Genomic DNA, 24,789 nt, shown 5'->3' with positions numbered 1-24,789 from the left:
CTCCATGCAGCTTTCCGCCTTCCCCCGGCCCCAGTCGCCAGGCGCGCCCGCGCGCTGGCAGCAGCTCTGGCGCCAGGCACTGCGCGACCCGCACGCCCTGCTGGCGCGGCTGCAGCTGGACCCGGCCGCACTGGGTGTCTCGGAAGCGGCCATGGCCCAGTTCGCGCTGCGCGTGCCGGAAGGCTTCGTGGCCCGCATGCGCCCCGGCGATGCGGCCGACCCGCTGCTGCGCCAGGTGCTGCCGATCGACGAGGAGATGCGCCCGGCACCCGGGTTCAGCTTCGATGCGGTGGGCGATGGTGCGGCCAAAAAGGCGACCGGGGTCATCCAGAAATACCGTGGCCGGGCCCTGCTGGTGGCGACCGGCAGCTGCGCGATCAACTGCCGCTACTGCTTCCGCCGCCACTTCGACTATGGCGCGGAAAACGCCGCCAAGGGCGGCTGGCAGGAGGCCGTGGCAGCCATCGCGGCCGACCCGGACATCGATGAGGTGATCCTGTCCGGCGGCGATCCGCTGTCGCTGGCCACGCACAAGCTGGTTGAGCTGACCGATGCCCTGCGCCGGATTCCGCATATCCGCCGCCTGCGCATCCACACCCGCCTGCCGATCGTGCTGCCCGAACGCGTGGACGAGGAGCTGCTGGCCTGGCTGGGCAGCCTGCCGTGGCCCCTGGCCATCGTGGTGCACGCCAACCATGCCAATGAATTCGATGCCAGCGTGGATGCCGCGATGGCGCGCCTGCGCGGCCTCGGCGCGCAGCTGCTGAACCAGGCGGTGCTGCTGCGCGGGGTCAATGACAGCGTACAGGCGCTGCAGGACCTGAGTGAGCGCAGCTTCGCGGCAGGCGTGCTGCCCTATTACCTGCACCAGCTGGACAAGGTCGAGGGCGTGGCCCACTTCGAAGTGGACGACACCCAGGCCAAGGCGCTGATCGCCGGCCTGACCGCACGCCTGTCCGGCTACCTGGTCCCCAAGCTGGTGCGCGAACTTCCCGGCGACCCCAGCAAGCGCCCGGTGTAACCAGTAGATCCACGCCATGCGTGGATGGGCGTCCAGGCAGAAGCATCCACGCATGGCGTGGATCTACTGTCACGCGCCCGAATCAATCATCCGCACCACTTCGGTGGCGGTCACCGGGTGGCTCAGCCAGTAGCCCTGGCCCAGGTCGCAGCTACGCTGGGCCAGAAGTTCGAACTGCGCTTCCTGTTCGATGCCTTCGGCCACCACGGTGATGCCCAGCGCATGGGCCATCGCGATGATCGCGGTGGTCAGCGCCAGGTCGTCCGGGTCACGCTGCATGTCGGCCACGAAGCTCTTGTCGATCTTCACCCCGTCCACCGGCACCTGGCGCAGGTGGCTCAGGCCGGAGAAACCGGTGCCGAAGTCATCCAGCCACACCTTCACGCCGGTGCGGTGCAGCTTGTCCAGCAGCTGCGCGGCCAGCATCTCATCGCCAATCACCGCCGTTTCGGTCAGTTCCAGGTGCAGGCGCGAGGCCGGCAGCCCGGATTCATGCAGGCACTGCGCCACCAGCGCCGGCAGTTCACCGCCCCGCAGCTGGCGCGGCGACACGTTCACCGATACGAACAGTTCGTCGCCGGCCGTGCCACGTGGCCACTGCGCCGCTTCCATGCAGGCCGCACGCAGCACCTTCGGGCCGATCACCTCGATCAGCCCGCTCTGTTCAGCCACTTCGATGAACACCGACGGCGGGATCGTGCCCAGGGTCGGGTGCTGCCAGCGCAGCAGCACTTCCACGCCCACCAGGCGGCGGTCGCGCATGCGGAAAATCGGCTGGTAGGCCAGGCGCAGCTCACCGCGCTCCCAGGCACCGCGCAGTTCCTGCTCCATGTGCACCCGGCGCTCGACCGCATGGTCCATCGCCCGGCTGTAATACCTGTAGCAGTTCTTGCCGGCCATCTTCGCCTGATACATGGCGATGTCGCCGTTCTTCAGCAGCGTGGTGGCGTCGGCGGCATCGTCGGGGAACAGGGTCACGCCGATCGAGGTACCCAGGAACAGCTCCCTGCCCTGCACCACCAGCGGCTTGCCCAGCTCGCGCACCAGCACTTCGGCCAGCAGCCGGGCGTTGGCAGCCACATCGCCGTCGCCCACCAGAATCACGAATTCGTCGCCACCGAAGCGCGCCAGCAGCGCATCGTCGCCACCTGCCTGGGCCACGGCTTGGCCGATGCGCTGGGCAAACTGCAGCAGCGCCTCGTCTCCGGCCTCGTGACCCAGCGTGTCATTGACCCGCTTGAAATCATCGATATCAGCAAACAACAGGCCCAGACGCTGCTTGGACGCGCGCGCGGCCATCAACCGGTGGTCCAGCGCCTCGCGGAAGGCCAGGCGGTTGGTCAGCCCGGTCAACGCATCGGTGTACGCCATGCGCCGTACTTCCCGGTCGTGGCGGGCGATCGCATCGCGCATCCGGGCAAAGCCCCGCACCAGCTCGCCGACTTCGTCGTCGCGGGTGTTTTCCAGCAGCGGCGCCTGGTAATCGCCCGCTTCGATGCGACGTGCGGCCGCCGCCAGGTCACGGATCGGTGCCACCAGCGTGCGCTGCACGTACGCGATGACGATCACCCCGATCACCACCAGCAGGGCCAGCATCAGCAGCAGCCAGCCGAGGTGGCGGCTGCCGACCTGCTGCAGGCGCTCGCCGAGGGTGGCACTGGCGGCCAGCTCACGCTGCTTCACCTCGTCCAGCGCCATGCCCACACGGACGCCGCCGATACGCTGCTTGCCGACCATGATCGGCATGGCATTGTCGAGCACGGTCGGCGACTGCTGCACCACCAGCCCCTGCGCCCCGACAGCCGCCGGGGCCAGCGGGTCGGTCATGGGCTTGCCGAAGCCCGGCACGCCGGTCGAGCCGTCATGCAGCAACCGGCCCTGGCTGTCGAACACCAGCACGTAACGCACCACCTGCTGCCGCGAGGTCGAGCGCACCAGCGTGCCCACCTGGCCCAGATCGTTGTTATGCAACGGATTGGCCAGCGAATCGGACAGCTCGCGCGCCAACGCCTCGCCGCGGCTGCGTACGCTGCGGTCGAACAGCTCATGGATGACGCCGCCACTGAGGCTTTTCACCTCGTTCTGCATCGTCGCCTGACGCCCCAGCATCACCGCCAGGATCGCCACCACCACCAGCATGGCCCCACCCATTGCCAGCAGGAACCGGGCCTGCATTCCCGAGCCGAGCCACTTCATGCCACTTCCATCCGTACGTGTCTCGGTTCCACTGTCCATTCAAGCCGACTGCCGCGCGCACGGCAGACCGCCGGACGCTGCAGCAGCGCCCGGGCCCTTCGTATTTCTGTGATCTTGTCGATCCGATGCCACGACCCGGGCGTGCCCGCTGCGGTCTTGTCCGCACGAACACGCCGGCGTGGAACCAGGCTCAGCAATCCCCACTGCGTTGCCTTACATGAAGCCGACACAAGCTCATCCCCCCGGGTATCCAGACAGACTACCCGAAAAAGTGAGAACGCCGTCAGCTTTCCTTGTCTTTGTCCTGCGCCAACCGCGCCATGCGCTGGGCATCGGCCAGGATGCCGCGCAGCAGGCGCACCTCCTGTTCGCTCGGCTCACTGCGCAGGAACAGGCGACGCAGCTTGCGCATGGCCGATTCAGGTGCACGGCCCTTGTGGAAATCAATCTCGTCCAGGGTGTCACCGAGCTGGGCGAAGAAGCTCTCCATCTGTTCATGGCTGGCAACCTGTTCGCGGGCGCCGGGTTCGGTTTCTGCTGCCGGCTGCGCGGCCAGCAGCTGCATGCGCGCTTCATAGGCCAGCACCTGCACGGCGGCAGCCAGATTGAGCGAGCTGAATGCCGGGTCGGACGGGATATGTACCGCGGCATGGCACAGCTGCAGTTCCTCGTTGGTCAGGCCGGTGCGCTCACGGCCGAACACCAGGGCCACTTCGGCGCCCTCGCCGGCCTTGGCTACGGCGCGGGCGGCGGCATCGGACGGCAGGTACTCCTCCAGCTGGACCCGGCGCGCACGGGCCGTGCAGCCCAGCACCAGGGTGCAATCGGCCACGGCCTCGGCCAGAGTGGACACCACGGGCGCATCCCCCAGCACGTCCTCGGCACCGGCCGAGCGGCGGAAAGCCTCCTCGTCCAGCGGCTTTTCGGGGGCGACCAGGACCATGCGGGACAGGCCCATGGTCTTCAGGGCACGGGCGGCAGCGCCCATGTTGCCGGGATGCTGGGTACCGACCAGGACGAATCGGAGGCGGGTGGCGGCGGGAAACTGGGACATGAACAGGGAAATGTCGAGCTGGACGAAGAGCAATGGTAAACTGTGCGGCCGGCCACTGCGCCGGACCCGCTCTTTTCCCCCGCCAGCCCTACCTCTTCTGCCTTTCCGGGAGCCCACGCCATGCAGAAACCCGCCGTCACCGTCATGGTCAAGGCCGCCCGCCTCGCCGGCAACGTCCTGTTGCGCAACATCAACAAGCTCGAGGCGCTCAATGTGGTGCAGAAGGGCCGGATGGACTACGCCAGCGAAGTCGATGCCGACGCCGAAAAGGTGATCGTCAAGGAACTCAAGCGCGCCTACCCTGATTACGGCGTGTTCGGCGAAGAAGGCGGCGTGCAGGGTGGCCACCGCAACATGTGGGTCATCGACCCGCTGGACGGCACCAGCAACTACCTGCGCGGCGTGCCGCACTACTGCGTGTCGATCGCCCTGGTGGAAAACGGCGAGCCGACCGACGCGGTCATCTTCGACCCGCTGCGCAATGAACTGTTCACCGCCAGCCGTGGCGCCGGTGCCGTGCTGAACGACCGCCGCATCCGCGTGGCCGACCGCAAGGACCTGGGCGGCACCATGATCCACACCGGCTTCGCCCCGCGCGAGCGCGCCCGCGCCAGCGCCCAGCTGAAGTCGGTCGACGCCCTGCTGGTGCAGGCCGAGGACATCCGCCGCAGCGGTTCGGCCGCGCTTGACCTGGCCTACGTGGCCTGTGGCCGCGCCGATGCCTACTTCGAGGCAGGGGTCAAGGCGTGGGACATCGCCGCTGGCGTGCTGCTGGTGCGCGAAGCCGGCGGCAAGGTCTGCGATTTCAAGGGCGCCCCGCTGGCCCGCATGGACAACCGTGGCCCGGACACCCAGCAGGTGGTGGCTGGCAACCTGAAGGTAGCCGAGTCGCTGCAGAAGGTGCTGGTGAACACCGGCTACGCCGCCGAGTTCGACGCGAAGTTCTAAGCGTCCCGGCAACGCGGCACAAACAAGAACGGCACCTGCGAAGGTGCCGTTTTTGTCTGTGCCAACCGATGGGCTTACCCTGCCGCCGAGTAGATCCACGCCACGCGTGGTAGGCCCTCGTAGCGTCGAGCTTGCTCGACTCACGCGCGCAGCGCGAACGGCAGCCGAGCACGGGCTCGGCTCTACACGGCGGTGCACCCACCGCCGCCGCGCATGGGCACTGCAGACGAAAACGCCCGGCAATTGGCCGGGCGCTTGTCTTTCCTGGTTGAACCGCCAGGGTTACGCGGCGGTCGAAGCGCGCAGCGCGGCGATGCGCTCTTCCAGCGGCGGGTGGCTCATGAACAGCTTCTTCGCCGTCGAACCGGCAATGCCGAAGGCCGCGATCTGCGTCGGCAGCGTGCTCTGGCCGTGGTTGAGCTGCAGGCGCTCCAGCGCGGCGATCATCTTCTGGCGGCCGGCCAGCGAGGCACCGCCTGCGTCGGCACGGAACTCGCGGTGACGCGAGAACCACATCGAGATCATCGTGGCGAACAGGCCGAACACCATCTCCAGCACGAACACGATGATGTAGTAGGCGAAACCGCGACCGCCGCCTTCGCGGTTGCCCGACATCGCGCTGTCGATGACACCGCCGACCACGCGGGCCAGCACGATGACAAAGGTGTTCAGCACGCCCTGCAGCAGCGCCATGGTGATCATGTCCCCGTTGGCGACGTGGGCGATCTCGTGGCCCAGCACCGCCTCGGCCTCGTCTTCGCTCATGTTGTGCAGCAGGCCGGTGGACACGGCCACCAGCGCGTTGTTGCGGTTGGCGCCGGTGGCGAACGCGTTGATCTCCGGGCCGTCATACACCGCCACTTCCGGCATGCCGATGCCGGCTGCCTTGGCCTGGCGCTCGACGGTGGCCAGCAGCCAGCGCTCGGTCGGGTTGCGCGGTTCGGTGATGACCACCGCACCGGTGGAACGCTTGGCCATCCACTTGGACAGCAGCAGGGAAACGAAGGAACCACCAAAACCGAAGATGCCGGCCATCACCAGCAGGCCGCTCATCGAACGCGAATCCACGCCCAGGATGGACATCACGATGCCGGCGAGGATCAGCACCGCAAGGTTGGTGGCCAGGAAGAGGGCTATGCGGGTAAACATGGGAAATTCCGGCTTGGAAGGGGTCGATATCAGCCAATTTGCGGTGTGGTCAGCTTGAATTCAAGCACCAACCTGACCGACGATTCAGCCTGCATGACTTCGCCCATTCCCTGCGGCCGCTTCGCGCCCTCGCCCACCGGCCTGCTGCACCCCGGCTCCCTGCTGGCCGCATTCGGCAGCTGGCTGCTTGCGCGCCACCAAGGCGGCCTGTGGCGGCTGCGCATCGAGGATGTCGACCCGCCGCGCACCGTCGCTGGCGCTGCGCAGGCGCAGTTGCAGGCGCTGGCCGCGTTCGGGCTGGAGCATGACGGCCCGGTGATGTGGCAAAGCGAACGTGGCGACGCCTACCAGGCCGCGCTGGATGTGCTGCTGGCCAACGACAAGGCCTTCGTCTGCCACTGCAGCCGCAGCGAACTGTCCGCCAGCGGCGGCATCCACCACCGTTGCGTCGCACGGCAGCCGCGACCGGACCCCGCCGTCCGCTTCCGCGTGCCCGCGGGCAGCGTTGTGCAGTTTGAAGATGGCCTGCGCGGGCCACAGTCGCAGGATGTGCATGCTGAGGTCGGTGATTTCGTGCTGCGCCGCGCCGACGGCTGCTGGGCCTACCAGTTGGCCGTGGTGGTGGACGATGCGGCGCAGGGCGTGACCGATGTGGTGCGCGGCGCCGACCTGCTTGATTCCACCGCGCGGCAGATCCTGCTGCAGCAGGCGCTGGGGCTGCCGGTTCCACGCTACAGCCACCTGCCCCTGCTGCTGGACGCGCCCGGCCACAAGCTGTCCAAGTCACTGGCCGCGCTGCCGGTGGACAGCACGCGCCCGGTGCCGGTGCTGCGCCAGCTGTGGCAGCTGCTGGGCCAGGCGCCGGCAGCACTGGACGGTATCAGCGCGTTGCCCGCACTGCTGGCCGCAGCGCGCCGGGCCTTCGACCCGGCGCGGCTGCCGCGCACGGACATCCTGATGGCAGCGGGGCGGCTGCCAGCGGGCGCACTTTGCGCGCCGATGTTGCAGAATCCCCCTTCCCCCACCTGAAACCCGGACAGCATTCCATGACTTCTCGCGTTGCACTGGTCACCGGCGGAACCGGCGGCATCGGTACCGCCATCTGCCAACGCCTGGCCGACCAGGGCCACCGGGTCGCCACCAACTACCGCGACGAGGCCAAGGCCCGTGCCTGGCAGCAGGCGATGACCGAGCGCGGCTACACGGTGTCGATCTTCCCCGGCGATGTGTCCGACCCTGGCAGCGCCGAAACGATGGTGCGCGCGGTGGAGGCTGAACTCGGCCCGGTCGAGATCCTGGTCAACAACGCCGGCATCACCCGCGACACCACCTTCCACCGCATGCGTGCGGAGCAGTGGCACGATGTCATCAACACCAACCTCAATTCGGTGTTCAACGTCACCCGCCCGGTCATTGAAGGCATGCGCCGCCGCGGCTGGGGCCGGGTCATCCAGATCAGCTCGATCAACGGCCTGAAGGGGCAGTACGGCCAGGCCAACTACGCCGCCGCCAAGGCCGGCATGCACGGCTTCACCATTTCCCTGGCCCGCGAGAACGCCGGCTTCGGCATCACCGTCAACACCATTTCGCCGGGCTACGTGGCCACCGACATGGTGATGGCGGTGCCTGAGGAAGTGCGCGCCAAGATCATCGCCGACATTCCCACCGGGCGCCTGGGCAAGCCGGAGGAGATCGCTTACGGCGTGTCCTTCCTGGTCGCCGACGAGGCCGCCTGGATCACCGGCAGCAACCTGGACATCAACGGCGGCCACCACATGGGCTGGTAAGGCCGCGCGGGCAACGGCAGGCGCCTGCCAACACCCCCTGCCGTTGGTCATGCTGCGCAGCACGCAAACCCTTGCTGCGCAACATGATCGACCGCGAAACCCAAGCCTGGCGGGGGCTGGGGCGGTTGCCAAGGCTTGTGCACTGCGCCATGCTGCACATCTACTGTGACGAGTGACCGCTTCATGGCTGCGACCCGCATCATCAAGAAGTATCCGAACCGCCGTCTCTACGACACCGAAATTTCCAGCTACATCACCATCGAGGATGTGCGCCAGCTGATCCTGGACGGCGAGGACTTCGAGGTCCGCGACGCCAAGAGCGGCGACGACCTGACCCGCTCGGTGCTGCTGCAGATCATCGCCGACCAGGAGCAGGACGGCGAGCCGATGCTGTCCACCCAGCTGCTGAGCCAGCTGATCCGCTTCTACGGCGATTCGCTGCAGGGCTTCATGGGCAACTACCTGGAGCGCAGCATGCAGGTCTTCCTGGACCAGCAGCAGCAGTTCCGCCAGCAGATGGGCAACCTGCTGGGCCAGACCCCGTGGGCGATGATGAACCAGCTGACCGAGCGCAACCTGGAGCTGTGGCAGGAGTTCCAGCGCAACATGGGTGCTGGCTTCGGCGGCCCGCGCCCCGGCGGCACCGGCACCAGCACCAAGCCGGGCGACGCTGGCACCGGCACCGGCACGGGCGGCAAGACCCGGCGCTGAGCCACCCGCCAGTCCGATACGAAAACGGCGCGCCCTCTGGCGCGCCGTTCTGTTTTCAATGCTGGAATCCCGCCGTCAGCGTTTCGGCCGGCACCCGGCGCAGACGCGCTCGACCTTGTAACCCTTGGCCTTCAGCTTCTCTACTACGCCATCGCTGCCCAGCAGGTGCAGGCCACCGACCACCACCAGGGTGCCGCCCTGCCCGTCCTGCAGGTACGGCAGCAGCTTGGGCACCCAGGCATCATTGCGCGCGGTATTCATCCGCTGGTAAAGCTGCGGATACTGCTGGCGCATGTCCAAGGCCATCTTGTTCCACAGCAGGCGGTCGTCGCCGCGGCGCCAGGCGTCATGCAGCAGGTTCGCCAGCTCATCGCCCTTGTCTGCCTGATCCAGCGCTTCGGCCACCATCTGCCGCTGCTCCTGCAGGCTCATGCCATCGAGCAGGTTGATCTGGCTCTGCAGATCCTCCAGCCCACCGGTCTGCTTGCCGGCCGCCTTCGCCCGCGTCATGAAGTGGCGGTCGAGGCCGAGTGCGGCATCCAGGCCGGTCTTCTGCATCTGCCCGATGGTGATGTTCAGTGCGACGAACCAGGCCTTCATGCCCTGCAGCTGCGCCAGCGGCAGGTTGTTCTGCGCGGCATAGGCCTGCAGCTTCTGCCAGGTGGCATCGTCCACGTCACGCTTCAGCTCGGTGCCATCGCGGCGGATGGCCGTCTGCACCATCAGGCCCGCCGCCTGCGCCGACTCCATCTCTTCCGGCGGCACCTCGAACAGCACACGCCTGGACGCTTCAAAGGCCTGATCGACATCGGCCGAGAGCGGGTAGTCCTGCGCCTTGAGCAGATGGAACGAGCCCAGCAGGTAGACCCGTGCATCGCCGGGGCCGGTTACCTTCCACAGCAACGGCACCGGCGGCTTGGCGGCAGGCGCTTCGGCCGGTGCACCACGCGCTGCTGCCAGCGGTGCCATCGCACAGGCCAGCAGCAGCACGGCGCTGCGCAACAATGATGTAATCGACATGATCAGCCTTCTCCTTCAGGCAGGTGGTAGGCCTTCTCGCCCGCGTCCACGCGCAGGTCCAGCCGGTTTTCCGGCGGTGCCAGCGGGCAGGTCGCATACGGGGTGAAGGCACAGGGTGGGTTGTAGGCGTGGTTGAAATCGATGCGCACGCTGCCATCGGCGGCCGGGGCGTCGATGTCCAGATAGCGCCCGGCCGGGTAGCTGCCGTGGCCACTGGTGCGGTCGGCGAAGACCAGGAACAGCGGCTCACCGGGCGCGCCGATCGCTTCCATGCGCCAACTGCGGCCGTCGCGCTCGAACTCCACCGCACCGGCATTCGGCATTTCGGTGGTCAGGCCGGTGATGTCCACGATCGGCAGGGTCTTGCCGGCGGGATGGGCGGTGAAATGCGCCTGCACCTGCCAGTCGGGACCGCCGGGCCAGTACTGGATGCCGGCGAAATCGCGGCGCGCCTCAGCGTCGGCATGCTTGACCCGCAGCGCATCGCGCGGGCCACGGCGGATGATGCTCAGCTGGCCCTTGCCGCCATCGAAGGCGAGCAGGGTCGGCTGCGGATCCTTGTCGGTGTTCATGCGCACGCGGCCACGCACCGGCTGCCCCGCCAGGCTCACGTCCACGCCGGCTTCGGGGCTGAACCACCACTGGTCACCGTCGCGCCGCAGCAGTCCCAGCTTGTCCGGCCCCACCGCAAGGCGGATGCCGCTGCTGGCGCCGCTGCCGATGAAGTGCGACTTGTACTGCAGCCAGTGCAGGCCCACCAGCGCGGTCCAGCCATCAGGCCGGGTCAGGTCTTCATAGCGCTGCACCCGCCACTGCTGCTGCCCTGCCGCGAACGCCGGATCGTCCTGCACCGCTGCCACCGGCGCCGGTGACGGACTGCAGGCAGCCAGCAACACGGCGACCAGCAGGCCGCCTACTCCCCAATGACGCATGGATGCTCCCCTCAACGGTGCGCGCCTCAGCGGCCGCGCAGGAACCAGCGGTCGATTTCCGCCAGCGAAAAACGGGCCCAGGTGGGACGGCCATGGTTGCACTGACCCGAACGCTCGGTGATTTCCATGTCGCGCAGCAGCGCGTTCATTTCCGGCAGCGTCAAACGCCGGTTGGCGCGCACCGCACCATGGCAGGCCATGGTCGACAGCAGCTCATCACGCGCACTGGCGATGCGCCGGCTCTGGCCGTGCTCGCGCAGATCGGTCAGCACGTCGCGCAGCAGGCCTTCGGGCTCGGCGTTGGCCAGCAGCGCGGGAATGCTGCGCACATGCAACGCACCCGGGCCAGCGCGGGTCACCTCGAAACCGAGCGCGGCCAGGGTGTCCGCCTCGGTCTCGGCGGTGTCGGCCTCGCGCTCGCCCACCGCCAGGGTGATCGGCACCAGCAGCGGCTGCGACTGCAGGCCGATGCCATCGTGGGCGTTCTTCAGGCGTTCGTAGCCGATGCGCTCGTGGGCGGCATGCATGTCGACCACGATCAGGCCTTCGGCGTTCTCGGCCAGGATGTAGATGCCGTGCAGCTGGGCAATGGCGTAGCCCAGCGGCGGCACACCGGCGTCGGCGCTGGTCACCGGCAGGCCGTTCCCGCTCGGCATCGGCGGCAGCGCGCTGCTGCGCTCGCCGGCAGCGGGTGCGGCATACAACGCGGCATAGGCCGCGGGCGCATCGGCCACCTGCAGACCCAGCGGCTGCTGCGGGCGCCAACCGGAGAAGCCACCACCACCCCCACCACCCCCACCACCGCCCGAACCGGGCGCGGCGCCGCGCACCAGGCCGAAGCCCGACGCTCCGGCGCTGGACGGCATCGCTGCGCCGTCCGCCCCCGCGGGATGGACCGGACCGGCGCCGATCTCCTGCGCGGACACACCGGCGCGGGTATCGGCCAGTGCGTCCTTCAAGGTGCGGTAGACGAAATCGTGGACCAGGCGCGAATCGCGGAAGCGCACTTCATGCTTGGCCGGGTGCACGTTGACGTCGACCCGGGTCGGATCCAGTTCCAGGAACAGCACGTAGGCCGGCTGGCGACCGTGGTACAGCACATCGCCGTAGGCCATCTTCACCGCGTGGGCGACGCTGCGGTCACGCACCGAGCGGCCGTTGACGTACAGGTACTGCTGGTCGGCGCTGGCCCGTGAATAATGCGGCTGCGCGATCCAACCATGCAGGCGCAGGCCGGCACCGGTGTGGTCCACGCGCACGGCCTGGTTGGCGAAGTCCTCGCCGAGGGTCTCGGCCAGGCGCGCATCGGAATACAGATCACCAGGCTTGTAGCGGCGCGAGGCCTTGCCGTTGTGCGACACGCGCAGTTCGACATCCGGGCGGGCCAGCGCCAGCGAACGCAGCCATTCTTCGATGTGGCCCATTTCCGTGCGCTCGGCGCGCAGGAACTTGCGGCGCGCCGGTACGTTGTAGAACAGCTCGCGCACTTCCACGGTGGTGCCCGGCGCATGCGCGCGCGGGGTCACTTCGCCGATCTTGCCGCCTTCGATCTGCAGCGCCGAGCCATGCTCGTCATGCGCGCGGCGCGAGGCCAGGGTGAAGCGGCTGACCGAGGCGATGGATGGCAGTGCTTCGCCGCGGAAGCCGAGCGTGGCCACCGATTCGAGGTCGTCGAGATCGGCGATCTTGCTGGTGGCGTGGCGCGAAACCGCCAGCGGCAGCTGCTCGGGGGCGATGCCGCTGCCGTTGTCGCGGATGCGGATGAGCCGCACACCACCCTCTTCCAGGTCGATGTCGACACGGCTGGCGCCGGCATCGATGGCGTTCTCGACCAGCTCCTTGACCACCGACGCAGGACGTTCGACCACTTCACCGGCGGCAATCTGGTTGATCAGGATTTCCGGCAACGGCCGGATCGGGCGCGGATGGGGGGCAGACGTCATGCGGGGATGATAACGGAGCCGCCGGTTGTAGAGTCGAGCCATGCTCGACTGACGGGTTATCGGCAAGGCGCAGTCGAGCACGGCTCGACTCTACAGAAAGCAGTAACCCGCCTTTGGCGGATTATTTGCTGCCGCCGGCCATGGTGGCGGCGGCGTCGATCTCGGCTTGGGCACGGGCGGCGTACAGCGTGCCCGGCGGCGGCTGCCGGCTGAAGAAGGTATGCACGCCATCGAGCACCGCACCGGCGACCTTGCGCTGGTAGGCCGGGTCGGTCAGGCGGCGCTCTTCGTCCGGGTTGGAGATGAAGGCGGTTTCCACCAGCATTGCCGGCATGTCCGAGGTCCGCAGGACCGCGAAGTTGGCGCGTTCCAGGTTCGGCTTGTGGTTGTTGCCGATCCGCTTCAGGCCGCCCAGCACGTGGCCGGCCGCGTCTTCCGAAGCCTTCATGTACCCGCTCTGGGCCAGGTCCAGCAGCACGTTGGCCAGCGTGCCCTCGGTCTGCTGCAGGCGCACGCCACCGACCAGGTCGGCCGCGTTTTCCTTGTCCGCCAGCCAGCGCGCACGCTGCGAGGAAGCACCCTTGGTGGACAGCACGTATACCGACGACCCGGTGGCCGAACGGTTCTCGGCAGCATCGGCGTGGATCGAAATGAAGATGTCGGCCTTGTTCGCGCGCGCCTTCTGCGCACGCATCGGCAGCGGGATGAACACATCGCTGTCGCGGGTCAGATAGGCCTTCAGGCCCGGCGTGGCGTTGACCTGGCGGGCCAGTTCGCGTGCCACGGCCAGGGTGACGTCCTTCTCGCGCTTGCCGGTTGGGCCGATGGCGCCCGGATCCTGGCCGCCATGGCCGGGATCGATGGCCACCACCAGATGGCGCATGCCCGGCTGCATGCGGATGCGCGAGGCATCGCTGGGCATGGCCGGTCGCGGCGCTTCGGCGGGTGCAGCGGCAGGCGTGGGTGCAGGCGCCGGTGCGGCAGCCACCACGGCACGGGTCGGCTGGCCGGCGAGGATCGCGGCCGGCGAGGACGGCGGCGGCGTGCTGCCCGCACTGATGCCGGCGGCGGCCACCTGCGCCGGGGTGGTGGTCGGGGCGGGCGCGGGCGCAACGGGTGCGGCCGCACTGGCGCTGGCCTGCTGCTGCACCTGCGCGGTCAGCAGCGCGGTGGCACGTGCGGCGTCACCACGCGACTGCGCGCTCTGCGCAGCAGCCGTGCTGGCGGTCGTCGGTACGGGCGTGGCCGGGCCATCGCCCGGCCATTCGATCACCAGCGTGGACGCATTGCCTTCGCGCTGCAGCTGCGGGCGGAAGGGCGCGACCGACTCAGCCAAGTCAAAAACGACACGGAAGGTGCCCGGCACCGGCTGGCCGGTGCGCACGGCGGTCACCACGCCCTGCGCGGCAGGCATCTTCAGATTGTGCACGGCGCTGGAATCGGGGAAATCGATCACCAGGCGGTTCGGCGAGGACAACGACAGGGTCTTGTAGCCACCACTGCCGACCAGCGCGATCTCCGCGCGGGTACCGGTCGCACCGGTATTCAGCTGGACCTGGCGGACCTCACCGGCCCACGCGCAGACGCTCGTCAGACCTAGTCCGACGGCGGCACAGATGGCGATGAGACGGTTCCCCAGGCGCATGGTCAGGATTCAATCACCGCGCTGAACGGAATGCAACACCTTTTTCCTTAATAATCCGTAACCTGCCGGTGTTTGTTCTCGTCAGCCGACAGAAATGGCCTGCAAGTCGCCCCCATCAGGAAGTCGACCCAGCCATTCACGGCCCACGTCGCTGGCCCCGGTGAGACGGACGCGCCGCCCCTGCCCTTCGATTTCCAGCGCCACCACCAGATCGGTGGGCGGCAGCGCACCGGCGCCGCGCTCGGGCCATTCCACCAGCCACAGCACCGCGCTGCCCTCGTCCAGGCCGAGGAAATCCAGCTCGCCGGCCTGGCCGATGCGGTACAGGTCCAAGTGCCACGCCTCGCCGCCAGTGGACAGCGGATAACGCTCGACCAGGGTGTAGGTGGGGCTGCGGATTGCGCCCTGCACACCCAGCGCGCGCAGCAGCGCACGTGCCGTGGTGGACTTGCCTGCACCAAGATCACCGCGCAGCTCGACCAGCGCCTGCGGCGGACGGGTGGCGGCAAGCCACTGCCCCAGCAGTTCGGTGGCGTCACTGTCGGCCAGGAAGAATTCAGTCATTGCGGGAGTTCCGGGTTGGCCAGCCGCCGCAGGGGCGCCAGCAGATCAGTAGGAAGCAGGCCACGCGCGCCACCCAGCGCCGCGACATCGCCGGCCAGCGCATGCAGCAGCGCGCCACACGCGGCGGCATCAAAGGCACCCAGACCCTGCGCACGCAGGCTGGCGATGATGCCGGTGAGCAGGTCACCCATGCCGCCCACGGCCATGCCGGGGTTGCCAGCGGCAATCAGGCGCGGGGTGCGGCCGGGGGCCGCGACGATGCTGCCGGCGCCCTTCAGCACCACCACGGCGTGGTAGCGCTCGGCCAGCGACAGGGCGCAGCGGTAGCGATCGGCCTGGATGTCGGCCGTGGTGCATTCCAGCAGACGCGCGGCCTCACCCGGGTGCGGGGTCAGGATGGCATCGGGCAGCGCGCGCGGGTCGCGGGCCAGCAGGTTCAGCGCATCGGCATCGAGCACCAGCGGCTTGCCACAGGCCAGCACGCGCGCGAACAAGGTACGCGCCCAGTCGTCCTGGCCCAGACCGGGGCCGATTGCCACGACCCTGGCCGTTTCAAGCAGGCCGGGCAGCGCATCGCCGTCTTCAAGCGCGTGCACCATGGCCTCGGGCAGGCGCGCCAGCAGCGGGCCGACATGATCGCCGCGGGTGCCGATGCTGAGCAGCCCGGCACCGGCGCGCAGGCCGGCTTCGGCCGACAGGGCGATGGCCCCACCGCTGCCGTGGTTGCCGCCCACGCACAGCACATGGCCGGATTCGCCCTTGTGGGTGTTGGCGCGGCGTGGCTTCAGCAATGCCGGCAACCGTGCGCCGGTCCAGTGTTCGGCGGCCGCTGAAACGCCCTGCCATGCCGCCTTGGGCAGCTGCAGCGCGGCCAGTGCGGGTTCGCCAACGTACTCCAGCGCGTTGCCGGTATACAGGCCGCGGTGCGGCACGATGAACTGCAGGGTGAGCGCAGCACGTACCGCCGCGCCGGGAACGCTGCCGCGATCGGCGTCGACGCCGCTGGGCACATCCAGTGCGAACACCGGTGCGTCCTGTGCGTTGAGTGCTTCGATCACAGCCTGTGCTGCACCTTCCGGCGCCCGGTCGAAACCCAGCCCGAACAGGCCATCCACCCAGATATCGGCCGCGGGCAGCGTTCCGTCGAATTCCGCCAGGGTTCCCCCGACGGACCTGAAATCCGAGGTTGCCCGGTGCGCCAACGCGGTGGCTGGCGGTTTGCCCGGCAGGGTCAGCGCCGTTACCCGACGCCCGGCCAGCAGCGCATGCCGCGCCAGCACCAAGCCGTCGCCGCCGTTGTTGCCGCTGCCCACCACCACGCCCACGTTCAGCGCCTGTGGCCAGTGCCGCAGCAGGCGCTGCCAGGCAGCCAGCCCGGCCTGGGCCATCAGCTCCCAGCCGCCATCACCGGCCAGCGCCGAGGCCTGCGCATCAAGCGCACGCGCGGCAGCGGAATCGAACAGATCGGCAAGGTTGGCCATGCGGAGATTTTATACTGGTGCGCATGTTCCCCGCCCCTGCCCCTCTCGATCCGGCCCTGGCCGTGCAGCGCATCCGCGAACTCGCCCGCGCGCACGGCTTCCAGCGCTGCGGCATCGCCGGCATCGAGCTGGGCGAGGATGAGGCGCACCTGGCCGACTGGCTGGGCAAGGGCCTGTACGGCACGATGGACTGGATGGCCCGCCACGGCACCCTGCGCGCGCGCCCGGCCGAACTGCTGCCCGGCACGGTACGAGTGATTTCAGTAGGCATGGATTACAGCCACAAGGACGACACCGAAGCCTGGGCGACCCTGGCCGACCCCGGCCGTGCCTACGTGGCGCGCTACGCGCTGGGCCGCGATTACCACAAGCTGATGCGCAACCGGCTGCAGAAGCTGGCCACCCAGATCAACGATGAAGTAGCGCCGCTGGGCTACCGCGTGTTCGTCGATTCGGCACCCGTGCTGGAACGCGCCCTCGCACGCAACGCCGGCCTGGGCTGGATCGGCAAGCACACCTGCCTGATCGACCGCCACGGCGGCTCATGGTTCTTCATCGGCGAGATCTACATCGACATCCCGCTGCCGATCGACGCGCCGGCCACCGCGCACTGCGGCACCTGCACGCGCTGCATCGATGTCTGCCCCACCCAGGCCATCATCGGCCCGCAGCGGCTGGACGCGCGGCGCTGCATTTCCTACCTGACCATCGAACACGACGGCGCCATTCCCGAAGACATGCGGCCGCTGATCGGCAACCGCATCTACGGCTGCGATGACTGCCAGCTGGTCTGCCCCTGGAACAAATTCGCCAAGCGCACCGACGAAGCGGATTTCCGTGCGCGCAACAATCTCGACACCGCGCGCCTGGACCAGCTGTTCGCCTGGGACGAAGCCGAATTCCTGCGCCGCACCGAGGGCAGCCCGATCCGTCGCAGCGGTCATGAGCGCTGGCTGCGCAACATCGCCGTGGCGCTGGGCAACGCACCGGCCTCGACCGACGCACTGGCTGCCCTGCAGACCCGCGTCGACGATCCTTCGCCCGTGGTGCGCGAGCACGTGCAGTGGGCGCTGGCCCAGCACGGCGCGCGCTGACGTGCGATCCTGAGCGCCCTGCTCCGCCCGTCACCGCCGTACCCATGCAGCCACGCAACAACGACGTCCTCACCCCCAGCCAGCTCAACACCCTGGCCCGCGACCTGCTGGAAGGCAGCTTCCCGGCGATCTGGGTCGAAGCCGAACTGGGCAGCGTGGCGCGCCCGGCATCCGGGCACCTGTATTTCACCCTGAAGGACGCGCGCGCACAGCTGCGTGCAGCGATGTTCCGGATGAAGGCGCAGTACCTGAAGTTCGTGCCGCGCGAAGGCATGCGCGTGCTGGTGCGCGGCAAGGTGACGCTGTACGACGCGCGTGGCGAGTACCAGATGGTGCTGGACCACATGGAAGAAGCCGGCGAAGGCGCACTGCGCCGCGCCTTCGAGGAACTGAAGGCACGCCTGGAGGCCGAGGGCCTGTTTGACCCGGCGCGCAAGCGGCCGATGCCGGCGCACGTGCAGCGCCTGGCGGTGATCACCTCGCCCACCGGCGCGGCCGTGCGCGACGTGCTGAGCGTACTGGCCCGCCGCTTCCCGCTGCTGGAAGTGGACCTGCTGCCGACCCTGGTCCAGGGCAGCACGGCCGCCGCGCAGATCACCCGCCTGCTGCAGGCCGCCGATGCCAGCGGTCGCTACGACGTCATCCTGCTGAGCCGCGGTGGCGGTTCGCTGGAAGATCTGTGGGCATTCAATGACGAGGCCCTGACCCGGGCGATCGCCGCCAGCGGCACGCCGGTGGTCTCGGCGGTAGGCCACGAAACCGACTTCAGCCTGAGCGACTTCGCCGCCGACCTGCGCGCACCGACGCCGTCGGTGGCGGCCGAGCTGCTGGTGCCCGACCAGCGCGAACTGGCCCTGCGCCTGCGCCGTACGGCCGCGCGCATGGTGCAGCTGCAGCGACACACGATGCAGCAGGCCATGCAGCGCGCCGACCGCGCCCTGCTGCGCCTGAACGCACAGAGCCCGCAGGCCCGCCTGGACCTGCTGCGTCGCCGCCAGCTCGATCTCGGCCGGCGCCTGCATGCGGCCTTCAACCAGCAGCAGGAGCGCCGTGCCGCGCGTCTGCGCCATGCAGCAGCGGTGCTGCGCGGTCACCACCCGCAGCGCCAGCTGGACGAGATGCAGCGGCGCCTGATCGCCCTGCGTGGTCGCCCGCAGGCGGCCCTGCAGCGGTTGCTGCAACGTGATGCGCTGCGCCTGCGCGGGCTGGCGCGCTCGCTGGAGGCGGTAAGCCCGCTGGCGACGGTGGCCCGTGGTTACAGCATCCTGACCCGCAGTGATGACGGCACGCTGGTACGCGAGGCCGGGCAGGTGCAGCCCGGCGATGCGCTGCAGGCACGCGTCGGTGACGGCGTGATCGACGTGCAGGTCAAGTAGGGGTTGTTCGGCAGGGCTTGCAGCCCTGCACCTGCAGAGGCAAGAGCAACAGCAACAACGGGAATTCCGTGGGATGGCGGGGCACTGTGGGTTTGCGGGGACGCCGTAAATACGTCCATGTAGGCTCGGTCGCCGCATCCATGCGGCTCACACCCCGCAAACCCACAGTGCCCCGCCTTCGACAGGTTCACGCGGCTGTTGGCAACGGCGATGCGCGACTTTTGGTAGGTGTCGACCTTGGTCGACACATCTTTCAGATATCGAATGAATTCATCCACGCATGGCGTGGATCTACTGCGTCGACCGAGGTCGACACCCACCAGAGCAGAGCGCCGTTCCGACAGATCGCGGAGATCTGTCGAAGGCGGGGTGGGTCCGGTTGCGGGGGCGTGAGCGCCATGGATGGCGCGACCGAGGCTACATGGACGTATTCACGCCGTCCCCCGCAACCGGACCCACCCCGCCAACCCACGGATAGCTCGCTTTTGACTTTACCGTGGACTTTGCCGTGGCTTCGGCAGGTGCAGGGCTGCAAGCCCTGCAAAACACCCCCCCCTACTTTGCCTGCTCGCAGAACTTCTGCCGGTACTCCAGCGCCTTGGGCAGCAGCGCCTGCAGGTTCTGGATGCGCGTACCCGGATTGGGATGGGTCGAGGCGAACTCCGGCGGCGACTGCCCGCCGCTGGCCTGGCCCATGCGCTGCCACAGCGGCACCGCCTCGCGCGGATCGAAACACGCGGCCGCCGCCAGCATCAGGCCCACTTCATCGGCCTGGGTCTCATGGCTGCGCGCGTATGGCAGCAGATAGCCATAGCCCATCGCCGACATCATCATCTGTTGCTGCTGCGCATCCATGCCGCTGGCCGCGCCTGCCACCTGTCCGATCTGGGTCAGCTTCTGCTGCGCCATCCGCTGTGCACCATGGCGCAGCAAGGCATGGGCAATTTCATGGCCCATCACTACCGCCATCGCGTCGGTCGTGCGCGCCACCGGCACCAGCCCCGTGTACACCGCCATCTTGCCGCCCGGCAGACAGAACGCGTTGGCCTGATCAGACGGAATGACGTTGACCTCCCACTCGAAATCGCGGGAGAAATGCCCCGGCTGCAACCCGTGTTCCTGCGCCAGGGCGGTCTCCACCACGTCCACTTTGGCGATCAGCCGCTGGGCGATGGCGCGGATGTCACGCGAAATCTGTGCGTTGGGATCCAGCGGCCGCTCCTGCGACAGGATCTGCTGGTAGGCCTGCAGGCCCAGCGCCTTTTCCTGGCTGGCGTCGAGCGTGCTGTCGATCAGCACCTTCTCGCCGGTGTAGGGATCCACGGTGCGGTTGGAAAACCAGTAGAACGCCGCATAGCCTGCCGCCAGCAGCAGCACCCACCAGCGGATGTTGCCGAACAGGCCGCGCCGGCGGCCCTGTTGCGGCGAGCGGGAAAAGGGATCGTTGCGCATGAAGGGTCTTCCAGCAGCCCCCGCCGGCCGGCGGGCACGGCGCAATCTTAGTCCGCCGCCGCCGATGGCAGGTGAAGTCCGGGCCGTCTCAGATACCGCGCACCAGACGGAAGCCGATGCGTGCGCTGGTGGTGTCTGAATCCTGCGACTGGCGCCAGGCCGCGCGGGTCTGTTCCGGGGCATTGGCCCAGTTGCCTCCGCGGATCACCCGCGAGCGGCAGCCGGGGTTGAACCAGGCCGCGCCGTCGGATGGCGCACGCCGGTAGCTGGCGTGCCAGCAGTCGGCCACCCATTCGCTGAGGTTGCCGGACAGATCGTGCAGGCCGTAGGCATTGGCCTGGAAGCTGGCTACCGGTGCCGGCCCCCACCAGCCATCGCCATAGCCGACAAAGGCGTTGTGCCAGTGCCGGCCCGAGGGCGAGGTATCGCGGCTGCCGGTGTAGTTGCCGCTGCCTTCCGGCGGCAGGCCAGCATCGCCCCAGGGGTAGCGGCCACTGTTGCCACCGCGCATCGCGTATTCGAACTCGGCTTCGCTGGGCAGGCGGTAGGAGCGACCGGTCTGCTCGGACAGCCACGTAGCGTAGTTCTCTGCATCACGCACGCTCACGTGCATCACCGGCGAATTGCCCATCGCCCGGCTGCCGTCGTAATCCGAGCGCCAGTCCACGCCACTGCGGCGGATGAAGTTGCCGCTGCGCTCATCGTAGACCACCGAGTGGCCACGCCGGGTGGCGCGCGGTCGCGCATTGGTCGCCTTCACGTAGCGCTCGAAATCGCTCACGGTGACCTCGGTGATGGCCATCGCAAAGCCGCGCTCGAAGCGTACGTAGTGCGAGGGCCGCTCGGCGTCGGTGGCACCGGGCTCGGCATCTCCTGCGCCCATCTGGAAGCCGCCATGCGGCACCACGATCATCTGCGGGCCGCGACCGCCGTCGCGCAGCGCATCGCTGAACACCTGGCCGGGGCGGAAGCTGCCGTAATGGGTGGCCAGGTCGATGCGCTCGCGCAGCTGCGCCACCACCGGGTCACCCGGCAGGGCGATGCGCAGCGCCTCGGCCAGCTTCTCACGCGCCGGCTTGAGGCCCTGGGCGGTGGCCAGATCGCGCAGTCCGGCGTCGCGCAGCTGCACCAGCGCGGCCGCGCGGATCTGTTCAATGCGCTCGAAGGCATCGGCAATGGTCGGCGACGAATCGCGCACCTTGCTCGCCTCGGCCAGCCAGGCACCGGCACTGGCGAAGTCGCGCGCGCGCGCGGCGTCCTCGGCGCGGCGGATCAGGCCACTCTCGGCCGCTGCCAGGCCCTGCCGCGCACGCCGGTTGTCCTCGTCCAGGGCCAGCGCTTCACGGAAATTGGCAATGGCGCCGTCACCCTCCTCGCCGATGCGGTCCGCGCGCAGATCGTCCTCGCCGGCACGGTTGTAGGCCACCGCGCGCTGTGCGGTCTCGACCCGGCCCTGCAGCGCCCGCACCTTTTCGTCCTTGGGCGCCAGCGTAAGCAGCACCAGTGCCTGACGGCCCGCCTCGACCAGTGCTTCGCGCTGCTTCAGCGGACGCGCCAGCAGCGTGTCGGCCTGCTGCAGCAGGCGCTGCCGGGCCCGTTGCAGGCCGGCGCGGGCCTGGCGGTCGTCGGGGTCCTGCTCCTGCACGGCCAGCCACAGCGGTATGGCGGCATCGGCATCCTCATAGAGGTGGTCACGGGCAAAGGCCTGCTCGGCGGCACGGCGCAGCTGGGCCTGGCTGCGCTGCTGCCGGTCCACCCGGGGCGGAATCCATTGCTGGATGTCTTCGGCGGCATTGTCATCGGCGATGGTCACCGTGCCCTGCCCCGCCGCGGCGTCCGGATCGACCTTGGCCGGGCGCGGCGCATCACCGCCCGTGTCAGGCACCGGAGGCGATGGCGTGCAGCCGGCCAGGGCCACAGCCAAGGCGGCGCACAGCACGGACGACAGCGGAAAACGCAAGCGGGGGCTCCTTCAACACGGACGCGGACCGACGTTAGGCTATTCTCCCCTGCCTGAGCAAACCCGAGTAGTAGGCCCTGACCCGTGGCAACCTGGATCACCACCCCCGCCGAGCTGGACACGTACCGCCAGCAGCGCCCGAGCCGCATCGGCCTGGACACCGAATTCATCCGTGAACGCACCTTCTGGCCGCAGCTTGCGCTGGTGCAGATGGCCGTCGGCGAAGACATCCTGCTGATCGACCCGCTCATTCCCGGCATGCCAGAAGCGCTGGTGCCGTGGCTGGCCGACGAATCCATCACCAAGGTGATGCACAGCGCCAGCGAAGACCTGGTGGCCTTCAAGTGGACCTGCGGCGTGCTGCCGCGGCCGCTGTTCGACACCCAGATCGGCGCGGCGCTGGCCGGCATCGGGGCCGGCATGGGCTACCAGAAGCTGGTGCAGGAAATCACCGGTGTCGCCCTGGCAAAGGGCGAAACCCGTTCGGACTGGATGCGTCGGCCGCTGTCCGACTCCCAGCTGCAGTACGCCGCTGACGACGTCGAGCACCTGTTCGCGCTGCATGATGCGATCGACGGCAAGCTGCAGGCGCTGGGCCGCCAGCAGTGGCTGCACGACGATGGTGAGCGCCTGCTGGCCAGCGTCGCCAACGATGAAGAGCCCTGGCCGCACCTGGGCATGCGTGCGGCGCAGTTCCTCGATGCGCCGGCCCAGCACCGCCTGCTGCGCCTGCTGCGCTGGCGCGACGTGCAGGCGCGCAGCAGCGACCGCCCGCGCAGCTGGATCCTGGACAACGAGCTGGCCGCCACCCTGGCGCGCACGCCCCCGTCCGATGCGGCCGCACTGGGCAAGCTGTTCGAGCAGTTCCCGAAGGCCCCGCGCAAGCTGGCCGGCGCGGTCTGGCAGGCGCTGTCCACGCCGCTGGACGATGAAGCCGATGCACCGCTGGCAATGCAGGCCAGCGATACCGACAAGAAGACCATCAAGAAGCTGCAGGACGCCGTGGCCGAACGCAGCCGCGAGCTGGGCCTGGCCGATGGTGTACTGGCCTCGCGCAAGCATCTGGAAAGCTACCTGGAGCGTCGCCAGTGGCCGGCCGCGCTGGCAGGCTGGCGCCAGCGGGAACTGGAAGCCCGCCTGCAGGCACTGCTGCCGGCGCCATCCTCACGGTAGCCCGGCTGGGTGGAGTCGACCGCTGGTCGACTATCGCGCGCAGCGCGGAGTTTGTACCGCCTCGGCTCCGCCGTCCGGAGCATCGCTCAGACGTAACCACGTCCCTTCAACCGCGCCCACCGCTCCGGCCCGATTGCCCGGCGCAGGCCGGGCAGCGGATCAACGCTTCCCGTGTTGTCGGCCACAACCACCACAAAATCATCGGTGATGTTGAGCAGCGCGTGATGCTCGGGTGCATCCAGCCAGGCGGCTACGTTCTTCAGCACCCGCTTGGCCGAAGCATCGCTGCTGCGCAGTTCCATGTACTGCGAATGCCGCTTGCAGGCTTCAACCAGCGCCTCATCGTCGAACCAGCACTCCGCGGCATCGCCTTGCATGCCGCGCATCTCGTCCGGCGCCCACAGGTAATACGCCACGTCCTCTCCCCGGGCCGTCACTGCCTCGCGATAGGACTGCCGGCCCCACATCAGGAAGGGCGGCCAGGCGGATGTGAAATCGCACTCGGTGAAGCACAGCAGAAGGCAGTACAGCGGCTCGTCACGCGGAATGCGCGGCAGCTGCGCCGCGATGGCGTCGGTCAGGCGCCGCTCCACCTCGGCGGTGACCGTGGCCAGGGTTTCACCCGGCCGCGGCCGCTGGTACTGCAGCCGGCGCTGGCCGGTGGCTCGGCCATTCCTGTCCAGGTACTCCAGCACGACGCGGTCCAACTGGCCAGCGTGGTTGTAGCTGAAGACGTTCTGGCACCACCAGGTCCGTTCCGAGGCACTCCAGTTGCGCATTACCTCCCGCTGCAGCTGATCGCCTTCCCAGTGGTAGGTGCGGTCGATGCCGCGGCCTTTGTCCACCAGGTCCAATGCCTGCAGGCGTCCGCCTTCCTCGCGGAATTCCCAGGCGTCGCTGATATGTCCTCCGCCATGGAAGGTAAGGTAGTGGCGGCAGTCCTGCTGGTGCAGCCACACGCCGATGCGACCGGACGGGCCGCGCTCGAACACGATGCGCCCCTGGTCATCGAGCCCGTGCTGTACATGCCTGCTCGCGACCACCTTGCTGTCGGCAACCCAGCGCGGCCGCGGCCGTCCGCTCGATTCGCGCGGCTCGGGGGTGACAAACCCCATCGATTCGGTTGCCCAGCGCCAGCTGGACACCTGCGCCTCGCACCTGGCCTGCAGCGCGAGTGCAACAGCCGGGTCGGCATGGGTCTGGTACAGCGACTCCAGCATGGTCGAGATCCTTTCAACATGGCGGGCGAAAATAGCATGCCCCGCACACCCCACGGCACGCCG

At 68.6% G+C, this 24,789-nt stretch carries 20 protein-coding genes; 8 read left to right on the top strand and 12 right to left on the bottom strand.

The annotated features are described in order from the left end of the window. Window positions 1-4: 4 nt before the first annotated feature. Window positions 5-1,021, top strand: a complete 1,017-nt coding sequence (gene epmB, locus VER16_RS01810) for an EF-P beta-lysylation protein EpmB (protein ID WP_324805158.1) — start codon at window positions 5-7, stop codon at window positions 1,019-1,021. Window positions 1,022-1,090: 69 nt separating this feature from the next. Here epmB and VER16_RS01805 read toward each other — a convergent pair whose 3' ends face one another. Then, window positions 1,091-3,217, bottom strand: coding sequence for an EAL domain-containing protein (locus tag VER16_RS01805; RefSeq protein ID WP_324805157.1), 2,127 nt, complete (start codon window positions 3,215-3,217; stop codon window positions 1,091-1,093). A gap of 283 nt (window positions 3,218-3,500) precedes the next feature. Further along, window positions 3,501-4,271 (bottom strand): RNA methyltransferase, encoded by a 771-nt coding sequence (locus VER16_RS01800; RefSeq protein ID WP_324805156.1) that lies wholly within the window; start codon window positions 4,269-4,271, stop codon window positions 3,501-3,503. A 120-nt stretch (window positions 4,272-4,391) separates the two neighbouring features. Here VER16_RS01800 and VER16_RS01795 point away from each other — a divergent pair, with 120 nt between their 5' ends. Next, window positions 4,392-5,219, top strand: coding sequence for an inositol monophosphatase family protein (locus VER16_RS01795; RefSeq protein ID WP_324805155.1), 828 nt, complete (start codon window positions 4,392-4,394; stop codon window positions 5,217-5,219). Window positions 5,220-5,501: 282 nt separating this feature from the next. Here the strand turns inward: VER16_RS01795 and htpX are convergent, their stop codons facing one another. After that, window positions 5,502-6,368 carry a protease HtpX gene (gene htpX, locus VER16_RS01790; protein WP_324805154.1) on the bottom strand — a complete coding sequence of 289 codons (867 nt, stop codon included), beginning with the start codon at window positions 6,366-6,368 and terminating at the stop codon, window positions 5,502-5,504. Between the two features lie 93 nt (window positions 6,369-6,461). Here htpX and gluQRS point away from each other — a divergent pair, with 93 nt between their 5' ends. The 3 genes from gluQRS to phaR all read left to right on the top strand — a co-directional run bounded on the left by gluQRS (window position 6,462) and on the right by phaR (window position 8,866). Then, window positions 6,462-7,397 carry a tRNA glutamyl-Q(34) synthetase GluQRS gene (gluQRS, locus tag VER16_RS01785; protein WP_324805153.1) on the top strand — a complete coding sequence of 312 codons (936 nt, stop codon included), beginning with the start codon at window positions 6,462-6,464 and terminating at the stop codon, window positions 7,395-7,397. A 17-nt stretch (window positions 7,398-7,414) separates the two neighbouring features. Further along, complete coding sequence (gene phbB, locus VER16_RS01780) at window positions 7,415-8,155, top strand: acetoacetyl-CoA reductase (protein WP_324805152.1); 741 nt, start codon at window positions 7,415-7,417, stop codon at window positions 8,153-8,155. 183 nt (window positions 8,156-8,338) lie between these two features. After that, complete coding sequence (phaR, locus tag VER16_RS01775) at window positions 8,339-8,866, top strand: polyhydroxyalkanoate synthesis repressor PhaR (protein WP_324805151.1); 528 nt, start codon at window positions 8,339-8,341, stop codon at window positions 8,864-8,866. 75 nt (window positions 8,867-8,941) lie between these two features. Here the strand turns inward: phaR and VER16_RS01770 are convergent, their stop codons facing one another. The 6 genes from VER16_RS01770 to VER16_RS01745 form a co-directional block, all read right to left on the bottom strand. Then, window positions 8,942-9,886, bottom strand: a complete 945-nt coding sequence (locus tag VER16_RS01770; protein ID WP_324805150.1) for a TraB/GumN family protein — start codon at window positions 9,884-9,886, stop codon at window positions 8,942-8,944. Between the two features lie 2 nt (window positions 9,887-9,888). Further along, window positions 9,889-10,818, bottom strand: a complete 930-nt coding sequence (locus VER16_RS01765) for a DUF1684 domain-containing protein (RefSeq protein WP_324805149.1) — start codon at window positions 10,816-10,818, stop codon at window positions 9,889-9,891. 26 nt (window positions 10,819-10,844) lie between these two features. Then, complete coding sequence (mutL, locus tag VER16_RS01760) at window positions 10,845-12,761, bottom strand: DNA mismatch repair endonuclease MutL (RefSeq protein ID WP_324805148.1); 1,917 nt, start codon at window positions 12,759-12,761, stop codon at window positions 10,845-10,847. A gap of 121 nt (window positions 12,762-12,882) precedes the next feature. After that, complete coding sequence (locus VER16_RS01755; protein ID WP_324805147.1) at window positions 12,883-14,406, bottom strand: N-acetylmuramoyl-L-alanine amidase; 1,524 nt, start codon at window positions 14,404-14,406, stop codon at window positions 12,883-12,885. Between the two features lie 81 nt (window positions 14,407-14,487). Next, window positions 14,488-14,970 carry a tRNA (adenosine(37)-N6)-threonylcarbamoyltransferase complex ATPase subunit type 1 TsaE gene (gene tsaE, locus VER16_RS01750; RefSeq protein ID WP_324805146.1) on the bottom strand — a complete coding sequence of 161 codons (483 nt, stop codon included), beginning with the start codon at window positions 14,968-14,970 and terminating at the stop codon, window positions 14,488-14,490. Further along, on the bottom strand, window positions 14,967-16,451 hold the full coding sequence (locus VER16_RS01745; RefSeq protein ID WP_324805145.1) for an NAD(P)H-hydrate dehydratase: 1,485 nt from the start codon (window positions 16,449-16,451) through the stop codon (window positions 14,967-14,969). The genes tsaE and VER16_RS01745 overlap by 4 nt, the downstream gene beginning before the upstream one ends. 23 nt (window positions 16,452-16,474) lie before the next feature. On the opposite strand from VER16_RS01745, the gene queG reads away from it, so the two are divergent. Beyond that, complete coding sequence (queG, locus tag VER16_RS01740; RefSeq protein ID WP_324805144.1) at window positions 16,475-17,545, top strand: tRNA epoxyqueuosine(34) reductase QueG; 1,071 nt, start codon at window positions 16,475-16,477, stop codon at window positions 17,543-17,545. Between the two features lie 44 nt (window positions 17,546-17,589). Then, on the top strand, window positions 17,590-18,921 hold the full coding sequence (gene xseA / locus VER16_RS01735; RefSeq protein ID WP_324805143.1) for an exodeoxyribonuclease VII large subunit: 1,332 nt from the start codon (window positions 17,590-17,592) through the stop codon (window positions 18,919-18,921). 555 nt (window positions 18,922-19,476) lie between these two features. Here the strand turns inward: xseA and VER16_RS01730 are convergent. Then, window positions 19,477-20,373 carry a M48 family metalloprotease gene (locus VER16_RS01730; protein WP_324805142.1) on the bottom strand — a complete coding sequence of 299 codons (897 nt, stop codon included), beginning with the start codon at window positions 20,371-20,373 and terminating at the stop codon, window positions 19,477-19,479. Between the two features lie 88 nt (window positions 20,374-20,461). Then, entirely contained in the window at window positions 20,462-22,333 is a 1,872-nt protein-coding gene (locus tag VER16_RS01725; RefSeq protein ID WP_324805141.1) for a formylglycine-generating enzyme family protein, read from the bottom strand. Window positions 22,334-22,417: 84 nt separating this feature from the next. On the opposite strand from VER16_RS01725, the gene rnd reads away from it, so the two are divergent. Beyond that, window positions 22,418-23,506 carry a ribonuclease D gene (gene rnd, locus VER16_RS01720; RefSeq protein ID WP_324805140.1) on the top strand — a complete coding sequence of 363 codons (1,089 nt, stop codon included), beginning with the start codon at window positions 22,418-22,420 and terminating at the stop codon, window positions 23,504-23,506. Window positions 23,507-23,592: 86 nt separating this feature from the next. On the opposite strand, the gene VER16_RS01715 is transcribed toward rnd, so the two are convergent. Further along, window positions 23,593-24,726, bottom strand: coding sequence for a hypothetical protein (locus VER16_RS01715; protein ID WP_324805139.1), 1,134 nt, complete (start codon window positions 24,724-24,726; stop codon window positions 23,593-23,595). Between the last annotated feature and the right edge of the window lie 63 nt (window positions 24,727-24,789).

The sequence above is a fragment of the Stenotrophomonas sp. genome, assembly GCF_035634915.1.
Taxonomy (GTDB): domain Bacteria; phylum Pseudomonadota; class Gammaproteobacteria; order Xanthomonadales; family Xanthomonadaceae; genus Stenotrophomonas.
Note: the sequence above shows the minus strand (reverse complement) of the source record. Positions and strands in the feature narration are given on the sequence as shown.

Excerpts from the sequence above, each read along its gene's own strand:
- VER16_RS01805 (WP_324805157.1), bottom strand. The coding sequence starts at position 3,217 with ATGAAGTGGCTCGGCTCGGGAATGCAGGCCCGGTTCCTGCTGGCAATG.
- gluQRS (WP_324805153.1), top strand. The coding sequence starts at position 6,462 with ATGACTTCGCCCATTCCCTGCGGCCGCTTCGCGCCCTCGCCCACCGGC.
- VER16_RS01715 (WP_324805139.1), bottom strand. The coding sequence starts at position 24,726 with ATGCTGGAGTCGCTGTACCAGACCCATGCCGACCCGGCTGTTGCACTC.
- VER16_RS01745 (WP_324805145.1), bottom strand. The coding sequence starts at position 16,451 with ATGGCCAACCTTGCCGATCTGTTCGATTCCGCTGCCGCGCGTGCGCTT.
- phaR (WP_324805151.1), top strand. The coding sequence starts at position 8,339 with ATGGCTGCGACCCGCATCATCAAGAAGTATCCGAACCGCCGTCTCTAC.
- tsaE (WP_324805146.1), bottom strand. The coding sequence starts at position 14,970 with ATGACTGAATTCTTCCTGGCCGACAGTGACGCCACCGAACTGCTGGGG.
- xseA (WP_324805143.1), top strand. The coding sequence starts at position 17,590 with ATGCAGCCACGCAACAACGACGTCCTCACCCCCAGCCAGCTCAACACC.
- phbB (WP_324805152.1), top strand. The coding sequence starts at position 7,415 with ATGACTTCTCGCGTTGCACTGGTCACCGGCGGAACCGGCGGCATCGGT.
- VER16_RS01770 (WP_324805150.1), bottom strand. The coding sequence starts at position 9,886 with ATGTCGATTACATCATTGTTGCGCAGCGCCGTGCTGCTGCTGGCCTGT.
- epmB (WP_324805158.1), top strand. The coding sequence starts at position 5 with ATGCAGCTTTCCGCCTTCCCCCGGCCCCAGTCGCCAGGCGCGCCCGCG.
- queG (WP_324805144.1), top strand. The coding sequence starts at position 16,475 with ATGTTCCCCGCCCCTGCCCCTCTCGATCCGGCCCTGGCCGTGCAGCGC.
- VER16_RS01755 (WP_324805147.1), bottom strand. The coding sequence starts at position 14,406 with ATGCGCCTGGGGAACCGTCTCATCGCCATCTGTGCCGCCGTCGGACTA.
- VER16_RS01800 (WP_324805156.1), bottom strand. The coding sequence starts at position 4,271 with ATGTCCCAGTTTCCCGCCGCCACCCGCCTCCGATTCGTCCTGGTCGGT.
- VER16_RS01730 (WP_324805142.1), bottom strand. The coding sequence starts at position 20,373 with ATGCGCAACGATCCCTTTTCCCGCTCGCCGCAACAGGGCCGCCGGCGC.
- VER16_RS01765 (WP_324805149.1), bottom strand. The coding sequence starts at position 10,818 with ATGCGTCATTGGGGAGTAGGCGGCCTGCTGGTCGCCGTGTTGCTGGCT.
- mutL (WP_324805148.1), bottom strand. The coding sequence starts at position 12,761 with ATGACGTCTGCCCCCCATCCGCGCCCGATCCGGCCGTTGCCGGAAATC.
- VER16_RS01795 (WP_324805155.1), top strand. The coding sequence starts at position 4,392 with ATGCAGAAACCCGCCGTCACCGTCATGGTCAAGGCCGCCCGCCTCGCC.
- htpX (WP_324805154.1), bottom strand. The coding sequence starts at position 6,368 with ATGTTTACCCGCATAGCCCTCTTCCTGGCCACCAACCTTGCGGTGCTG.